General features: G+C 43.3%; 15 protein-coding genes. 8 read left to right on the top strand and 7 right to left on the bottom strand.

Translation table 11 applies throughout. The features are described 5' to 3' along the window. The 3 genes from ABJF11_RS19880 to ABJF11_RS19870 all read right to left on the bottom strand — a co-directional run. On the bottom strand, positions 1–471 hold a 471-nt coding region (locus ABJF11_RS19880; RefSeq protein WP_348121988.1), incomplete at its 3' end, for an Ig-like domain-containing protein. 97 nt (positions 472–568) lie between these two features. Next, positions 569–1,258 carry an HAD family hydrolase gene (locus ABJF11_RS19875; RefSeq protein WP_348121987.1) on the bottom strand — a complete coding sequence of 230 codons (690 nt, stop codon included), beginning with the start codon at positions 1,256–1,258 and terminating at the stop codon, positions 569–571. A 119-nt stretch (positions 1,259–1,377) separates the two neighbouring features. Further along, positions 1,378–3,228, bottom strand: coding sequence for an Ig-like domain-containing protein (locus ABJF11_RS19870; protein ID WP_348121986.1), 1,851 nt, complete (start codon positions 3,226–3,228; stop codon positions 1,378–1,380). 362 nt (positions 3,229–3,590) lie between these two features. Between ABJF11_RS19870 and ABJF11_RS19865 the strand changes: the two genes are divergently transcribed. Together ABJF11_RS19865 and ABJF11_RS19860 are read left to right on the top strand one after the other, a co-directional pair. Further along, complete coding sequence (locus ABJF11_RS19865; protein WP_348121985.1) at positions 3,591–4,199, top strand: GNAT family N-acetyltransferase; 609 nt, start codon at positions 3,591–3,593, stop codon at positions 4,197–4,199. Next, entirely contained in the window at positions 4,190–4,963 is a 774-nt protein-coding gene (locus tag ABJF11_RS19860) for a helix-turn-helix transcriptional regulator (protein ID WP_348121984.1), read from the top strand. Before ABJF11_RS19865 ends, ABJF11_RS19860 begins: the two co-directional genes overlap by 10 nt. 4 nt (positions 4,964–4,967) lie before the next feature. Here ABJF11_RS19860 and ABJF11_RS19855 read toward each other — a convergent pair whose 3' ends face one another. After that, positions 4,968–5,477 carry a hypothetical protein gene (locus ABJF11_RS19855; protein ID WP_348121983.1) on the bottom strand — a complete coding sequence of 170 codons (510 nt, stop codon included), beginning with the start codon at positions 5,475–5,477 and terminating at the stop codon, positions 4,968–4,970. A 74-nt stretch (positions 5,478–5,551) separates the two neighbouring features. Continuing rightward, the gene (locus tag ABJF11_RS19850) at positions 5,552–5,968 is read right to left on the bottom strand and encodes a hypothetical protein (protein WP_348121982.1); all 417 of its coding nucleotides are present in this window, start codon (positions 5,966–5,968) and stop codon (positions 5,552–5,554) included. Between the two features lie 96 nt (positions 5,969–6,064). Between ABJF11_RS19850 and ABJF11_RS19845 the strand changes: the two genes are divergently transcribed. The 3 genes from ABJF11_RS19845 (at position 6,065) to ABJF11_RS19835 (ending at position 9,559) form a co-directional block, all read left to right on the top strand. Beyond that, entirely contained in the window at positions 6,065–6,853 is a 789-nt protein-coding gene (locus ABJF11_RS19845; protein ID WP_348121980.1) for an SDR family oxidoreductase, read from the top strand. Between the two features lie 28 nt (positions 6,854–6,881). Next, positions 6,882–8,324, top strand: coding sequence for an aldehyde dehydrogenase (locus tag ABJF11_RS19840; RefSeq protein WP_348121978.1), 1,443 nt, complete (start codon positions 6,882–6,884; stop codon positions 8,322–8,324). Between the two features lie 80 nt (positions 8,325–8,404). Beyond that, positions 8,405–9,559, top strand: coding sequence for a hypothetical protein (locus ABJF11_RS19835; protein ID WP_348121977.1), 1,155 nt, complete (start codon positions 8,405–8,407; stop codon positions 9,557–9,559). Here ABJF11_RS19835 and ABJF11_RS19830 read toward each other — a convergent pair. Further along, positions 9,556–10,767, bottom strand: coding sequence for an MFS transporter (locus ABJF11_RS19830; RefSeq protein WP_348121976.1), 1,212 nt, complete (start codon positions 10,765–10,767; stop codon positions 9,556–9,558). The genes ABJF11_RS19835 and ABJF11_RS19830 overlap by 4 nt on opposite strands. Positions 10,768–11,008: 241 nt before the next feature. Here ABJF11_RS19830 and ABJF11_RS19825 point away from each other — a divergent pair, with 241 nt between their 5' ends. The 3 genes from ABJF11_RS19825 to ABJF11_RS19815 all read left to right on the top strand — a co-directional run bounded on the left by ABJF11_RS19825 (position 11,009) and on the right by ABJF11_RS19815 (position 16,849). Then, entirely contained in the window at positions 11,009–12,154 is a 1,146-nt protein-coding gene (locus tag ABJF11_RS19825; protein ID WP_348121975.1) for an efflux RND transporter periplasmic adaptor subunit, read from the top strand. Positions 12,155–12,157: 3 nt separating this feature from the next. After that, positions 12,158–15,373 (top strand): efflux RND transporter permease subunit, encoded by a 3,216-nt coding sequence (locus ABJF11_RS19820; RefSeq protein WP_348121974.1) that lies wholly within the window; start codon positions 12,158–12,160, stop codon positions 15,371–15,373. A gap of 120 nt (positions 15,374–15,493) precedes the next feature. Next, positions 15,494–16,849, top strand: coding sequence for a TolC family protein (locus ABJF11_RS19815; RefSeq protein ID WP_348121973.1), 1,356 nt, complete (start codon positions 15,494–15,496; stop codon positions 16,847–16,849). Between the two features lie 29 nt (positions 16,850–16,878). On the opposite strand, the gene ABJF11_RS19810 is transcribed toward ABJF11_RS19815, so the two are convergent. Then, complete coding sequence (locus ABJF11_RS19810; protein WP_348121972.1) at positions 16,879–17,400, bottom strand: DinB family protein; 522 nt, start codon at positions 17,398–17,400, stop codon at positions 16,879–16,881. Positions 17,401–17,419: the final 19 nt, after the last annotated feature.

The raw sequence follows: 17,419 nt of genomic DNA, 5'->3' as shown, positions 1-17,419 counted from the left end.
AAATTCTATAGACCAGATCAGGTTTTTGTTAGTAGCGTCGGAGGGAGTAATAGTGGCTGTCAATTGACTGGTACTTCCTATTTCTAACGTCAGTGACTCCTCCTCTAGTGATACTCCGGTCACCGGTACATTATCAGCAATGACTGTGACTTCGATAGTGGCTGATTTATTGGTGTTAGTTTCCGTAGCTTCTACTGTTGCTTGTCCTACGCCTTCAGCTGTGAGCGTGACTCCACTTACTGATACTACGTCTTCATCGTCTGAAGAAAAAACAATTTCAGCCTGATCGGCATCTTCTCCTTCGACCACGATGTAGTCTTCCAGATTGACCGTGGTGCCTTCTACTACTTCTACCGAAGCGGCATCAAAAGAGAAACTTGTGATTTTGATTTGTGGTTCGTCTTCACTGCAACGTGGCAATAGCACACTTATCATCAGGGCGATGACAAGCAGAGTTTTTCGATTGTTCATGAGAAAAGGTGGATTGCTTCTTGAACAATTTAATGATTATTTGTGATTTAAAGAAGTCTGATTCTCTAAAATGACGCTAGCCGACTTCAAGCGTCTACTATTTGGGAAGGTGGTCCAGAAGGGTTGAGATTTTCTCCAAGAAATAAAAATTCTCATGTTTGATGTCTCTATCTACATGCTCATGAGCCCAGGTCACATGATAAGGAATATGAAAACCAGTGCCTCCCAGTTCCAATACAGGAAGGATATCAGACTTTAGTGAGTTCCCAACCATAATGAATTCTTCTGCTTTGATATCGAGTCTATTGAGCAATCTCTGATAGTCTCTTTCTTTTTTCTCAGACATGATTTCAATGTGATGAAAATATTTACCAAGTCCTGATTTTGTCAACTTTCTGTGTTGGTCGAGCAAGTCTCCCTTGGTGGCCAGCACCAATCGATACCTAGTGGATAGTGACTGCAAAACCTGTTCCACGTCGTCTATGAGTTCTACCGGCATTTCTAGTAGCTCCTTGCCATATGAGACGATTTTCTCTATGTCCTCCAGCTTGATTGTACGGTTAGAGATTTCCATCGCACTTTCTATCATCGATAGCGTAAAGGCTTTGATGCCGTATCCATAAAGCTCAAGGTTTTGCATTTCTATCCGAAAGAGCTCCTTAGCTAGTGCATGCTCCGGCATATAAGCTTCCAGCAGGGCATAAAACTTCTTTTCGGTATCACGAAAGTAAGACTCATTGTGCCACAAGGTATCGTCAGCGTCAAAGGCAATTATCTTTGGATTCATAATCGAAAATTAATGCTTTATTATAAACAAAAGAAGCCGAATGATTCGGCTTCTTTTTATTCTATTTTGTTGTAGGGATATGGAATTCTTAATTCCTTAATTTGATTGTTAGATTCAAATTAACATCCATTATAGCTAATCACTACGTTGATCACGTCGGTTACTCCCGAGCCATCATTGGCTGTGACGGTGACTTTTACAGTAGTATTGGTAGGGGTCGGCAAGCTCCCCTTGAGGCTAAGCTTACCAGTACTATCTACTGTTAGCACGTCTGTATTGTCCGAAGTCCATGTGACAGATTGGTCAGAAGCTCCTTCTGGAGTCACCGAAACACTCAACTGATAGGTAGAGCAATCGGGCATATCTATTGAGCTACCTGCATCTTGAAAATCATTGTCAAGAATGGCTAACCCTGTCACTTTTGTTCTTATTTCAAATTCCGATACAGCAGGATCATTGAGGTCTTCTACATAGGCGTACACCGCCAACATATCACACTCACCATTGTACTCCATATGTGCAGATAATAGTCCTTCGTTATCAATCGTGGCGTAGTCATCTATGGTAGGAGCTGCAGCAAGTATTCTACCAGCTGGATCTCCACATTGTCCATTATCTACTTTTACGACCTCCCAAGTCACAGTTTGATCTGTAGCATCAGATGGACTAATGGTATATTCCATCTGTTGTGTTCCTCCTTCAAAAATTTCAAAAGTACTCTTTGGACTTAGTACAATGCTGGTGACAGGAATGTAGGTGATGGTCACATCTACCGTGCTTTCTGCGCCATTGTCATTGGATGTAGCAGTGGCGGTAAACGAACAATCATCGCATCGTTGTTTGGCAGTCAACAGACCGTCTTCAGATATTTCCAAATAGTCATCTACAGTAGGGGATGCCACCGAAACACGTTCGGCAGACTCTTCAGTCATATCGACACTCCAGGTCACAATTTGGTCTGTGGCATTTTCTGGCTCAATGGTCGCTGTCAGTTGTACCGATTCATTGACTTCTACTTCTACCGGGTCCGGAGAAATGCTAATTGCTGTAACAATGACATTGCTGACCGTCAGATCCAGGCTGGCGGTGAAGGATCCATCGTTGGTTTCGGCGGTAATGACTACTTCTCCAGCAGATACCCCGGTGACAAGTCCGTCCTCGTCTACAGTGGCAATGTCTTCAGGAGAGGATTCATTACTTTTTCCTTCAGAAGGAAATGCTACAGACCAGGTGATACTTTCGTCGGTAGCGTCAGTGGGCGACACTGTTGCTGTTAGCTGCAACGTTTCTCCGATTTCTATGCCTGCTGTTTCTTGATCTAATGTAATACCGGTGACCATAATGCCAGATACGATGACGTCGGCGCTGGCCGAAAACTCCCCATCTTCAGAAGTCACATTTACGACTACTTCTCCTGGAGATACCGCAGTTACCAACCCTTCCTCACTGACTGTAGCAATGGCAGTAGGATCATCTTCAGACTTTTTGCCTTCTGAAGGAAACTCAACAGACCAGGTTAGGTTCTTATTCGTGGCATCCTCTGGGGTGATAGAAGCTGTGAGTTGTTGTGTGCCTCCGATTTCCAGATCGATGGATTCTGTATCCAAAGAAACCGCTGTTACGGCTATATTATCTGCGATGACAGTGACTTCTATGGTAGCTGTTTTGTTGGTATTGGTTTCGGTGGCTTCGACCGTAGCCTCACCTACGCCTACTGCTGAGAGTGTGGTCCCATCTACGGATACTACTTCGTCGTTGTCCGATGAAAAGACGATGTTAGCTTGATCGGCGTCTTCTCCTTCGACTACAATGTAGTCTTCGAGATTTACCGTTGTGCCTTCTACTACTTCTACTGAGGCAGCGTCGAAGGAGAAACTTGTAATTTTGATTTCAGGGTCATCTTCGTTGCACCCAACGAAGAAGGTGCTGATCATCAAAGCGATGATGGTAAGTGATTTAAATTTGTTCATGAGAAATAAGGTTTTATAATTATTGAACAATTTAAAGTTTAATTAGAAATATTTAGACATTAATCGATGGTATTTTCTTTCTATTCGATCATTCTGACATTTCTATCGACGATTGATTTTAGCTCGTTTTAAAGCAACAAGGTCGAGAGGTGTGGACTCTTGCTTCACCTATTCATACTTGCGGTTAAGTTTTGTGGTGTAAAAGAAGGATTTGGCTGCTGCTTGAATGCAGAAAATGTCCTTGCTAAATAATGAAGTTTGAATGATCTGAAAGTTCTATCTTCTACAAGAAAATAAATGCAATCTCGAATCGTGCTTTATGGTAATTTTGATTTATTTGCTCTTGAAGCGTATCTCTAAAGATGAAAAATACAATTACCAGAATTGAGACCCCCAATCTAATCCTCAGACTGTTTGTACCGGAGGAAGCACAACTCCTGAAAGAGAGACTGGACGACAATCTCGAAATCATGATGCCCTGGATACCCTGGGCTAAGGACGAGCCGGAACCAGTGGACAAAAAACGAGAAAGAATTAGAAGCTGGATAGGAGATTTTTTTTCCAACAAGGAATATGCATATGGGGTGTTTGAAAAAGAATCTGGCGACTTTGTCGGTAGTAGCAATCTATTTGGCCGACGAGGAAAAGGCACCACCGAGATCGGTTACTGGATGGACCACTTGCAGACAGGCAAGGGATATGCCACCGAAGTAACTTATGCGCTCACGAAGCTTTCATTTGAGCATATGGGCATAGAGAAAGTACTGCTGTATATCGATGAGCGAAATGCTGCCAGTCAGCGCATCCCAGCCAAATTGGGTTTTACTCATGAATACACCTATCGCGAACTAGCCAAAGACGAAAATGGTGATAGATTAAAATTTCAAGTTTGGGTGATGTTTGCAGAAGAGTTTAAAAAAGTAGATAAATTCGAGTCCGTCAATTTTAAAACAACTGGAATTTGGAACTAATAGAACAAGAAAATTTGATCTTCAAAGCTGGCGACACAGGTATTTTTCTAGGAAAAGTAAGTGAAAATGAAACACATCAGCACTATGCTTTGCAGTTGACAGTCTCTCTCTATGATACTTTCGAGATTCAGAGTGAGGGGGAGGTCTATAGATCTGAGGCAGCTATTGTTCAGCCTCAAGTACCACATCATTTGGACAGTCAGGGACATCCAGTACTTATATTCCTTTTTAATCCGGCCAGTGCTATTGGACATTTTATCGGTAAACATCTGACCAATCAACCAGTTGAAGATTTTCATGAAATCTGGATTGACTATCTGAAGATGTTTGCGAAAGACCTATTCAAAAATGAAATCAATGAAAAAACCTTCCTTAGTGCATGTATCAACTCAATGGCAGAGTTTAATGATCGTTGTCTGCTGGCAAAACACAAGGTAGACAAGCGTGTGCTTGCTTCTCTGCAATATCTGGACCGTCATAGGAGAGAAGTTATTTCGCTGAGCGAGATTTCAGAGGAGATGTGTTTGTCCGAAAGTAGATTTCAACACCTGTTCAAGGAGCATACAGGTATATCTTATAGAAGAATGCAACTATGGAAACGACTGATCAGCTCCTTTGATTTGTACACCTCGTCAAAAAACCTGACGGAACTGGCACATAAATCCGGTTTTGCCGATAGTGCCCATTATACCAAAACCTTCAAAGAATCATTTGGGTTGACACCATCAGAATTGTTTGGTGCCAGTCATCTGGTCGTAGAGTGATTCCTTACTTTATGTATTTTTTGGGCAGAGGATTTTCTTCAGTTTCTGCTGCCCAATACAGGTTAATGATCCACCATCTCTCGCCATCATACATCAGCTGAATGCTATTGATCCCCCTGGAGAAAGGTTCTCCATCGGGTGTCCATTTAGACTGAAAGGTGCTCCATACATGAGTGATAGACCCGAAGGACTCTGAGCGCCTGGAAACTTCATCTTCGAAAAATCCATGAGCCACAAGCCACTCGTCTCCCTGAAGGATAAATTCGTCAAGGGTGAGATAGCAAGGCACACGTTTGGTTTCGCTAGCAGGCCTCGTAGGTATCAGTTTAGCGCCTGGTGCCATGAGATACCGTAAGCGATCCCACGCTCTTGGCTCCCCTTTAGCCCCAGAGATGCATTCGTACATGGCTTGGATAATGGCATCTTCGCTGATGACATCTTCGGCATAGGATTCCTGGCCGTAAGTAAAACTCGACCATATCATGGTCATGACAAGGAATAAACAGTGCTTCATATTGCAAAGGTAAGGTTACCAGAGATAAAAAATCCAGTAGTTAGGAACAAAGGGCTCATTTAACTGCAAGGGGGTCAATCCGTGTTTGTATGGATTAGATCTACAAGAAAAACAATCGAGTGAAGAACGGTCCCTCCGAAGGCCAGAAAAATTCCTAACGTGGTAAAAATTCGTGCGATATCTCCTGCAGTGGCCTCGGTGTAAAACCCATATAAGAATAGTGGTGGAGACATGAGTAGCAGCACTGAACCTATGTATTGAATATATCTTTTCCACAGTATAGGAGAAAGCTGCAGTTGCACACCTATGGATAAGTTGAGTAGGCTGCTAAACAAAAAATAAATATGTCCCGCACGATAGATCATTCTTTGAGAGTCGTGTAGTTCTCCCACTTGTATGGTGGACATATGCCATCCGGTTTGAAGAAAGATCACGAAGGCTAATAAACCCATTACAGCATGAATCAGAGATATTTTTACAGGAGTTTTCATGGTATAAAGTGAAATTAATACACAGGTAAAATTATATTTTATTCAAATCTCAAAGCGCATTATCGTTATATTTACTGCATCAAATGAATCCAAAAAATGAATTTAAATTTAGAAGGCAAGTCAGCAATGGTGTGCGGTAGCACCCAAGGAATAGGCAGAGCGATCGCGGAAGAGTTGGCCAATATGGGCGCCAGTATTACTTTGGTAGCCAGAGATATTTCAAAATTGAGAGAAGTAAAAGGTGGGCTGTCTACCGATAAAAAACAAACACACCAATTTATCTCGGTTGATTTCTCGAATCCTATTGAGTTGAGAAGCAAAATCAATGAGTACTTAACTGAGAACCCTTCGCCTCAGATACTAGTGAATAATACCGGTGGGCCAGCTGGAGGAGCCATTATTGATGAACCCTATATCAAGTTTATGGATACCATGACCGCACACCTGGAATGCAATCATTTGTTGGCGCAAGCCTTGGTGCCGGGTATGAAAGCAGCCAAGTTTGGAAGGATCATCAATATAATTTCGACTTCTGTCTATGTCCCGATTCCTGGACTAGGCGTATCCAATACAGTCAGAGGAGCCGTGGCCAGCTGGGCAAAAACTCTCTCGTTGGAGCTGGGCTCATTTGGAATCACCGTCAACAATGTACTGCCGGGATTTACAGATACCGCCCGCCTGGAAGGCATAATCAAAGCCAAGGCACAAAAGACCGGAAAGAGCGAAGAGGAGGTCATCGCTGCCATGAAGAAAGAAACTCCGGCACAACGATTTGGTGAAGCAACAGAAACTGCGGCCGCAGCAGCTTTTTTGGCTTCTCCTGCAGCTGGATACATCAACGGTGTGAGCCTTCCGGTAGACGGCGGCAGAACAGGCTGTATCTGATACTAGTACTAACTTCTAAAATTGATTAATGCTTAAAATTGAAAATTATATCAATGGCGAACTCGTTGCCCCGATCGATCAACAGTACCTTGATAATATCAACCCAGCTACCGGACAGGTCTATTCACTCATTCCGGATAGTAATGCTGGTGATGTAGAAAAAGCGGTAAAGGCAGCAAAGGATGCATTTCCAGACTGGTCTACCTGTGGGATAGATACTCGTGCGAAACTCCTGAATAAAATAGCTGATCTCATCGATCAAAATCTGGAGGAATTGGCACTGGCGGAGTCCATTGACAATGGTAAGCCGCTGTCATTGGCTAAATCTGTAGACATACCCAGGGCTTCATCCAATTTTCGGTTTTATGCCAGTGGAATCCAGCATTTTGCCTCGGAGGCTCATTTTATGGAAGGCACGGCCATCAACTATACAAAAAGATCGGCTGTAGGAGTAGCGGGTTGCATTTCACCATGGAATCTGCCGTTATACCTTTTTAGTTGGAAAATTGCTCCGGCACTGGCTGCTGGCAATACCGTAGTGGCAAAGCCCACGGAAGTCACCCCGATGACGGCATATTTGCTATCAAAAATCTGTATTGAGGCGGGTTTGCCCAATGGCGTACTCAACATCGTCCATGGCCTGGGACACAAAGCAGGACAAGCAATTGTGGAGCACAAAGATGTTCCTTTGATTTCTTTTACCGGAGGTACCGAGACCGGGAAGAAACTAGCAGCCACGGCGGCTCCAATGTTTAAGAAGCTATCCCTTGAACTCGGTGGAAAAAATCCTAATATCATATTTGCGGATTGTGACTTTGATGATATGCTCAAAACAACCATCCGTTCGTCATTCGCAAATCAAGGTCAAATTTGCCTCTGTGGATCTCGGATTTTTATAGAGCGACCCATCTATGAAAAATTCAAAAAGGCATTTGTAGAAAAAGTTGAGAAAATGCATGTGGGAGATCCATTGGATGCAAATACAAAAATGGGAGCGGTAGTTTCAGAGCCACATATGAATAAAGTTCTTGGTTATATAAAACTGGCTCAAGAGGAGGGAGGCACGATACTCTGTGGAGGAAATCAAGTCAGTCTTCAGGGCGATTGTGCTGGTGGCTTCTTTATAGCTCCTACCGTCATCGAAGGGCTGGATTATCAGTGTAGAACCAATCAGGAAGAAATTTTTGGACCAGTAGTGACTCTTACTCCTTTTGATTCTGAAGAAGAGGTGTTGACGATGGCAAACGCTACGGCCTACGGTCTGGCGGCCACCATATGGACACAAGATTTGAAGCGAGCTCATCGAGTAGCACATCAGGTAAAAAGCGGGATTGTCTGGGTCAATTGCTGGTTGCTCAGGGACCTTAGAACTCCTTTTGGAGGGATGAAACAGTCAGGCGTCGGGCGTGAAGGAGGATTCGAAGCACTGAGGTTTTTTACCGAGCCACAAAATGTGTGTATTAAGCTTTGATTTAAAAGTGGCCGGAATTTTGATAAGATCGGCTAGTTTAGCATGAAAGCTAAGATTCGTATTTACTACAATAACCAATTATGAAAAATACTTTACTTGTCTCCTTGTCTCTGATTGTACTTGGTCTATGCATCAATGGCTGCAACTCGAGTAAAAAAATGCTTCAGAGGGGTAATTACTATCAAGCAGTAATGTCCTCTATTGAAAAGTTGCGAACAAGCCCAAATAATGATAAGGCCAGAAATACACTATCACAGGCCTATCCACTCGCCGTGGGTACCCTGATGGACAAAATCGATAGTGAAAAAGCATCCAGATCTGATTTTCAGTTCACGCAGATGGTCTACATTTTTCAGGATTTGAATGCCATGTATGAAAGCATACAGCGTGCGCCAGCTGCTAAAGAAGTGGTTCCTAATGCAAAAAAATATTATTCACAATTGGCAAATATTAAGCCCAAAGCGGCTCAGGAGCAATATTTGGCCGGTACAGCTCAGCTTAATTTGGGTACAAGGGAGAGCGCTAAACAGGCGTACTTTTCATTTCTGGAGGCGGACAAATTTGTGCCCGGATTCAAAGATGTGAACAAAAAGATCGAGAAAGCTTACAATCTCGCCATACTCAAAGTAGTGGCCCGTTTGAAACCTATAAAATCAAGGAGATATAACCTCAGTGCAAACATTTTTTACGACGAAGTACGAAAGGTGCTTCGTGAGATAGAAAAGGACGAATTCATTCGTTTTTTAACTCCAAAACAAGCCAAGAAAAGAAAGTTGAATAAGCCAGATCAATATCTTGTAATCAATTTTGAGGATTTTATCGTTGGAGAAACCCACACTCAGGAGCGCATCGAAAAGTTGGAAAAAGACAGCGTACTGCTTAGTACGATTACGCTTGATGATGGAAAGAAAAGAGACGTGCTTGGTACTGTAAAAGCCGAATTGAACGTGAAGAGGATGGAGGTAATTTCCAAAGGAATCATCAATCTGACTATAACACATGGAGGGTTTGATAAGCGTGTATTGATGAAACAAGATTTTGGTGGACAGTATGTTTGGTACAATGAATGGGGGCATTTCAATGGAGATGAAAGAGCATTGAATGATGAGCAATTGGCTATTTGCAATGCGCAGCGAATAGCTCCATTACCGCCGCAGCAAATGTTTATCGAATTTACCCGACCCATCCACGCAAAGTTGCGCAATAGACTCATTAGATTCTACAAGAGGTATTAGTTTTCGGACTCCTGGACAGCAAGGAAATGCTCAGGGATGTATTTTTGGATTAGAAAAGCCATCAAAAACGAGGCAATAGCCGCTAGCGTGGCATTACCGATAAATCCTATGTCCGTATAGATAAATCCGGCAAGACCTGAGCCCAAAGCCATTCCGAGCTGACCGATGGAAATCGTCATGCTCATCATTCTCCCACGCTGATTGTCTTGGATGATCTCCGAAGCCAATGCTTGAAACGGTACCATTCTGGCCACGATTAGGAGCATGATGATAAAAAATACCACATAATACATCTCGTAGTTCATGTTGAGGAAAAAGACACACATGGGCATGATGATAACCAGCAACAAGTTTGAGAAAATGATGATTTGCTTGCGACCTGTTTTGTCAGAAATGATGCCTGATATGGGTCCGGTAAATACAGTAGCTAGTCCACCGATGAGAAACAATATGGCAATATCATAACTGTTGGCCCGAAACGAATTTTCCAACCAGGTAGGGAAGTAGACGATAAAGGAGGATATACTCAAAAACATTAACAGGTAGCCCATCGCAATGGTTTTTACAGAAGGCACTTGCAATATTTCCCAGTATTTTTTTATCGAGTGTTTCAGATTAAGCGGGCAGTCAGAGCTATCCACATTGGGCTGGGGAACCTTCCATAGGATCAATAAAAAAGCGAAAACCATGACAAACCCGAAGAATTGAAATGGAGCAAAAAAGCCAATCTCTCCGGCTAGAATGGTACCAGCTGGGATACCGAGAATTTGCCCGGCAGCACTTCCGGTAGCCACGACTCCATTGGCCCAGCCACGCTTCTCCGGTGGGAAATAGTCCCCAATATATGCCACACAAGATCCTGTAAGGATACCTCCCGCAAGCCCGGCGAGAATTCTCAGGCCGAGTATACTCCAGTAGTCATAGGCTAGCTGATGCATGAGCAGGGAGATAGCCATGGCTCCGGCACCTATCAATAATATTTTTCTTCTTCCGACACGATCTGATATGGGACCAGTGATCAAGGCTACAATACCCAAGGTCACAGCATACGCAGTAATTAGAGTGCCTCTGAGAGCTTCGGAAATATTGAGTTGTTCGCCTATCTGTGATAGAATAGGTGACATAATAAAGAATTGACTACTGGCGGCAAACATCAATAGCCATAAAGAGAAGAGAATAATTCGAGCGTTGAGTTGACCTTTGTTCATACTTTGTGTTGTTGGCAGAGCAAACGAACGGATCGATTAGGAGTTGGATTTTTGTGACGAAGTGCAATTATTGAGGGTTAGACGGTTAGCTGTGCCCGATCGAACATTTCCCACTGGCTATTGGTACAAATCACCCTGTAATCGTTTATCTGGAATAGCCTCCATTCATAAAATAAAATCGGTTTATTGAAACAAAAAAGCCATTTTTGCGATAGAAACCTGATAATTATCTAAATACTCAATGAACAATCAAACCACTCCTAAAATCATCTCTCTTATTGGTGTGATATTAATTATGGCGGCTACCTATTTTGGTTTTGTTGCGCTCTCAAGCCAAAAGGAAGCTCCCAATCAACGACCCAAACCAGTTGCGAAAAATTATGTCATGGCAGAGGCGTTTCAGCCTACTACTGTGGAGACAGTCGTGGAAGCCTTTGGAAGAGTGGGGTCGGCCGAGCAGATCAATGTGATCGCAGAGGTAGGCGGAAAGCTCCTTCAGGGAAATGTAAAATTGAAGAAAGGGCAACGGTTTAGCAAAGGGCAACTGCTCTGCAAGATCAGTGATGCGGAAGAGAAACTTGATTTGCAGGCACGTAAAAGTAGTTTTTTGAATACGTTGGCATCAAATCTACCAGACATTCGAATTGATTTTCCAGCGAGTTTTAAAACCTGGCAAAACTATTTTGACAAGATTGAATTGGATGAAAATATTCCTACACTGCCCGAACCTACTTCCTCTAAGGAAAAGACTTTTCTCGCTGCAAAAAATATTCTGAGCGAGTACTACGCTATTAAAAGTGCAGAAGAAAATCTTAGGAAATTTTATATTTATGCCCCATTCAATGGGAGCATCGTCAGTATCAATTATCAGGTGGGATCAGTGGTGAATCCTGGAGCCGACATCGGCAATATCATCAGTACGGACGAGCTAGAATTGGAAGTGCCTGTTGAGCAGCGAGATATTGATTTTGTGCAAAACGGAAAGACAGTCACGATAGTAGATGAGTCCGGTCTTGAGCAAAATTGGATAGGTACGGTCACCAGGATTGCAGATTTTATCGATCCAAACTCTCAAAGTGTCAGCGTATTTGTCAAAATTCAAAAACGATCCAAATATGAGGCACTAGATGGCTTATTTCTTAAAGTTCGAATCCCGGGCAAGTCCGTCAAGGAGGCTGCCAAAGTGCCAAGGAGGATACTCAAAAACAAGAATGAAATATTTGTAGTTCAGGACAGTGTACTTGTTACCCGAAAGGTACGAGTCCACAAAGTATCTGAAAATGACGCGATAATCAGCGGTTTGAAAACCGGAGAAATGATGGTCACCGACCGACCGTCCAATGCCTCCGAGAATATGAAAGTAGAAATAGTAAAGCCTAAGTCTTAAACTATGAGAAAGCTTGTAGAATTTTTTGTAAAATTCCCAATTTGGGCAAATGCCATCATTCTGATCGGCGTATTTGGAGGATTGGGTACTTATTATTTCAATCTAAAAAAATCATTTTTCCCCGAAAGGGATGCCAGATATGTGAGCATAAATGTGACCTATCCGGGCGCCTCACCTGTCGAAATGGAGGAAGGGGTCACGATTAAAATCGAAGAATCCCTCAAGGGGCTCGAAGGTATAGAAGAGGTGACTTCGACCTCTTCGGAAAATTCCGCTTCTATTAGCATCCGCTCAAAAGATGGCTATGATCTGGATGAGCTCACCACAGAAGTGAAAAATGCTGTAGACCGGATCAATGCTTTTCCTGTCTCCGCTGAGAAACCCGTTGTGGCCAAACAGAAGTCTACCAGTATGGCTGCATTTATGGGGATCAGAGGCTCAGTTTCACTTTTGGAGCTAAAGAAGGCCGCCGAACAGGTAGAAGATGATTTTCTAAAATCCGGAAATATCTCTCAGGTGAGATTGTCCGGCTACTCAGATCTGGAAATTTCGATAGAAGTCAGAGAGCAGGATTTGAGGCGATACGGACTCACTTTTGCACAGGTGGCCAGCGCCATTAGATTGAATAATCGCGATATTTCAGGAGGGTCGATCAAGACTGTAGATGAAGAGATCAGGATTCGAGCCAATTCAAAAGAATTTGACCCAAGCGCACTAGACGAAATCATTGTCAGGGCCAATCCGGATGGCACTAAGCTGCAGCTGGGAAAAATTGCCGATGTCAAATTGCAATTCGCCGATGTGCCTAATAAGTACTTTTCTAATGGCAAACGTGCGATTAACATCGCTGTACAGAAATTGCCAGAAGAAGACATTGAGAAAATTTCAGAATTTCTTGACAACTATGTCAAAGAGTTTAATGCCAAACAAACCAATATTGAGCTCTCAATGGGGTTTGATTTCAACTCTATGCTGGAAGATCGACTCGAATTGCTGATCAGAAATTTCGGTACCGGACTAATACTCGTATTGCTGACCTTAGGTTTCTTCCTTTCGCTCCGATTGTCTTTTTGGGTGGCCATGGGTATTCCTATATCTTTTTGTGCGATGTTTATCATCGGGGATATAGCAGGAATTACGGTGAATATGCTGACCCTTACAGGAATGCTTTTGGTGGTAGGTATTCTGGTAGACGACGGTATAGTCATAGCAGAGAATATCTATACACATTTCGAAAGAGGGAAAAAACCACATGAGGCGGCCATCGATGGTACCATGGAAATGTTACCTTCTGTATTCACCTCCGTGATGACCACAATTGTGGCCTTTATGCCTTTGATTTTCTTGGACAACAACGGATTTACCAAGGAGATGGCCATTGTGGTGATTGCCTGTCTTGCCTTTTCGCTGATCGAAGCATTTTTTGTCCTGCCGGCTCACCTTTCTCACAAGTGGGTGCTGGAAGGCAGAAAGACAAAAGGCCTATATTATAAGTTTCGTCAGTCGATGGAAAAATTCATTGATCATGTTCGGTACGATATGTACTCGCCTTTCATCAATAGACTACTTAAGTATCGTTGGATTTCGTTCATGATGCCTTTCGTGTTTATTATTATGGTCATGGGCATGTTTGCAGGAGGTATTATCAAATTTACCCCGTTTAGCCGTCCACCGATCGATGATATCAACGTAGATCTTGTTTTAAAACCTGGTACACGCGAAACGGTGACAGAGGATTACCTGTGGAGCTTCGAAAAATCAATCTGGGCAGTGCATCAGCGAATGTTGGACGAGGGTAGGATCAAGGATACTATCATGACGGATGTAGATGTGCAATTGGGCTCTACTTCAGATAGAAAAAACACCGGCTCTCACACGGGCGCGGTACGCATAGATTTCCATAAGCTAGATGAAAACAACATCTCCGGCTATGAGGTGGCCTCAATGGTGCGGGAAGAAATAGGATTGGTCCCTGAGGCAGAGAAATTTAGTGTGGGTGCAGCCAACTATTGGGGTAAGCCGGTAGCCATTTCACTAAAAAGTAAAAACATAGCTGATCTGGACAAGGCAAAAGAGGAGGTAAAAGACGCCTTGCTCAAAATGACTGACCTGATAGATGTAGGAGACGATGCCGCTGCCGGACAGCGAGAGATGGAGCTCACCCTGAAGCCACTGGCTTATCATTTAGGCTTGACGCAAAGTGATATTACACAACAGATTCGTCAGGGATTTTTCGGTGAGGAGGTACAAAGATTGCAGGTCAATACCGATGAGATTCGAGTATGGGTGAGATATCCTAAAGAAGACCGACTAAGTATTACTCAATTGGAATCGATGAAAATCAAGCGAGATGGTGCAGAATATCCGCTGTCCGAACTCGCAGATTATACGATCGGTAGAGGGATCACCAGTATCAATCATTTCAATGGAAAACGAGCGGTTCAGGTTTTTGCTGAGCTGGCCGACTCTAAAACTACGCTACCACCTATTTTGGAAAAGGTATCTAAAGAGATCATGCCGCCTATTGTAAACAAGTATGCGGGATTGGAATACAGCTTTGAAGGGCAGTCCAGAGGCAGTCAGCGGCAGACAGATTCATTCTTTGCCATATTGGTGCCTGTGATTTTGCTCATGCTGCTGTTTATCACACTCAATTTCAGGTCCCTATATCAGACTTTTTTGATTCTTACACTACTACCGTTAGGATGGGCTTGCGCGATCTTTGGACATTTCTTCCATGATGCCGTGGTTTCGTTTGTAAGTATCTATGGTATGCTTGCGTTGTCGGGTGTAATTGTCAACGATGCCGTAGTGATGCTCGATCAATACAACAGAAATTTGAAAGAAGGAATGAGTGTGATGGATGCTATCAATAAGGCGGGTACGGCTCGATTCAGGGCTATTTTGCTCACCTCATTGACTACCGTCGCTGGACTATTTCCTTTGATCATGGAGACCAGTTGGCAAGCACAATTTATTATCCCAATGGCGATATCACTTGCCTACGGTGTACTGTTTGGAACCCTGTTCATTCTGTTTTTCTTCCCGGTCATGATCTTGTGTTTCAATGACATAAAAGTCTATATCACATGGTTGTTCCGTGGGTTCTTCCAGTCATTGAAATCGCTACTCTATGGAGGGCATTTGGAAATATTGAAACCAACCAAAGAAGAGGTGGAGCCGGCAATAATTGAAGGAAAAAAATTAGCAGAATTCTAGTATAGGTTTAAATAACGAGGGTTTGCATAGAAGCAATTGGATACGAATATTGGTCTATGCAATACCGGCCTTGATCAAAAGTTAAGGCTGGATCCATCAAAGATGAAAGTGAATAACTAAATGAACAATCAAACCAGGAAGGCGCTATTGGCATTAGTCATTATTAGCCTGTTTTTTGGAAATAGAAGTCAAGCTCAAGAAGCCTTGTCATTGTCTCAAGCTATAGAAATGGGTTTGAAAAACAATTTTTCCATTCAGATCGAAAGAAACAAGCAGCTGCAAGCTGCTAATCTCAACACCTGGGGGCAGGCAGGGATGTTTCCCAATATTACGCTCAACGCTGCGCCTTCACTGTCCTATCAGGATACCGAAACTGACAACCCGTTTAGATTTGGAGGCTCAAACACAAGCACTGATTTGACACCATCGCTGAATGCCAACTGGACCCTTTTTGATGGATTCAACGTGCAAATGTCAAAGCAGAAGCTAGAACTACTCCAGGGACAGTCGGATGGCAATGCTCAAATAATTGTAGAAAACTCAGTACAATCCATCATACTGGCCTATTACACGGTGCTGCTGGAAAAAGAGCGAACAGAAGTGTTTTCCAAGACCTTGAACCTATCGAGAGATAGATATGAGTATATGAAGCTAAAAGGAGAGCTAGGGAGCGCAGTGACTTTTGATATCTTGATTGACAAAAATGCTTACCTCACGGATTCGTCCAACTATCTGACTCAGGTGTTGAATCATAAAAATGCAATCCGTAATCTGAATCTGCTGCTGGCAAGACCGGTAGATAATAATTATCAATTTTCCGATAGTCTTGCTGTACAAGAAACAGAATTTAATCTTGACGAATTGGCTGCTGCCATGAAAGGGACCAACAGCAACCTGAAAAATCAATACATCAATCTTGAAATCCTACAGCGAGATATAGGTATCGCCAGATCAGCGTTGTATCCGAAGCTGGCGTTGAATGTCACAGGAAGTAATGGCTGGAACCATGTCGAATTAGGTACCCCGATTGGGGATGCTTCTAATCCGGTGTCAGGCATTAATACCACTACCTTGACACTATCCGCTAATCTGACGCTGTCATTTACACTGTTCAACGGAGGCAAGGTCAAGAATCAAATCGAAAATGCAAGAATTCAGGAGCAGATTGGACAGCTAGAAATCAAGGATCTTGAGCTGACACTCGACAACTCTCTGCTCAGCACCTTTGATCGCTACAACCTAAGACTCAGGCTCAACGCTATCGCTGCTGAGAATCTGGAGACAGCCAACTTGAATTTGGACCTTGGAGAAGAGCGCTATAAAAATGGCAGTATCAACTCCTTCAACTATCGGGATCTGCAAATCACTTATTTGCAGACCGCATTAAGCTATTACCAGTCGATCTACAATCTGATAGAATCCAAAACAGAACTGCTCAGGCTGACTGGTGGAATCTTGAGTGAACAAACGAAATAGACGCTGCGTAGAGTGACATCCTGGCGGATTCACACCCTTTCTTTCTGGAAGTCGGGAGGGGTGATTCCCAGCACTCTTAGGTAGACATAAGCCTGGCCTCTATGATGGATCTCATTGTCAATCATATATTGTATGACCTGATAGAGCGGCCCCTCGAATCGCTCAAAAGCCACCTCAGACTCCTGAAATCGTCTAGGTGGAATTTGCCGCCAGAGGATCTCAATGGCGCCCGTGGTGTCATCCCAGAGCTGAAGGAGGTCTTGTTTTGTCTTTACATATTCATCCTCAGATTTTTCTGTAGAGATCGGTTCCCATTCGCCGCTGATTAATCCGTTGAGCGTTGGGACCACCCAATCGACCATCTCTGTGGCGAGACGCGACATGGGCCGTAGCCTACCGATGGAGAAGGTGAGGAGTTCTAGCTCAGGAAAAGCTTCTATGGTTTTTCGGGTCAGTCGACGCTGGCCGAGCCAGGATTCCAGGAGTTGCTCAGAGCTGATGGCTATTTCTCCGATCTGCTCGTCATTAGATATAGTGTATAGTTCTTGCATAGGTTTTAAGTTTGATTGG

Origin of the sequence: Reichenbachiella sp. (assembly GCF_039941815.1) — a bacterium.
Taxonomy (GTDB): Bacteria; Bacteroidota; Bacteroidia; order Cytophagales; family Cyclobacteriaceae; genus Reichenbachiella.
The sequence above is the reverse complement of the archived record's forward strand: the minus strand, read 5'-3'. Positions and strand labels throughout refer to the sequence as shown.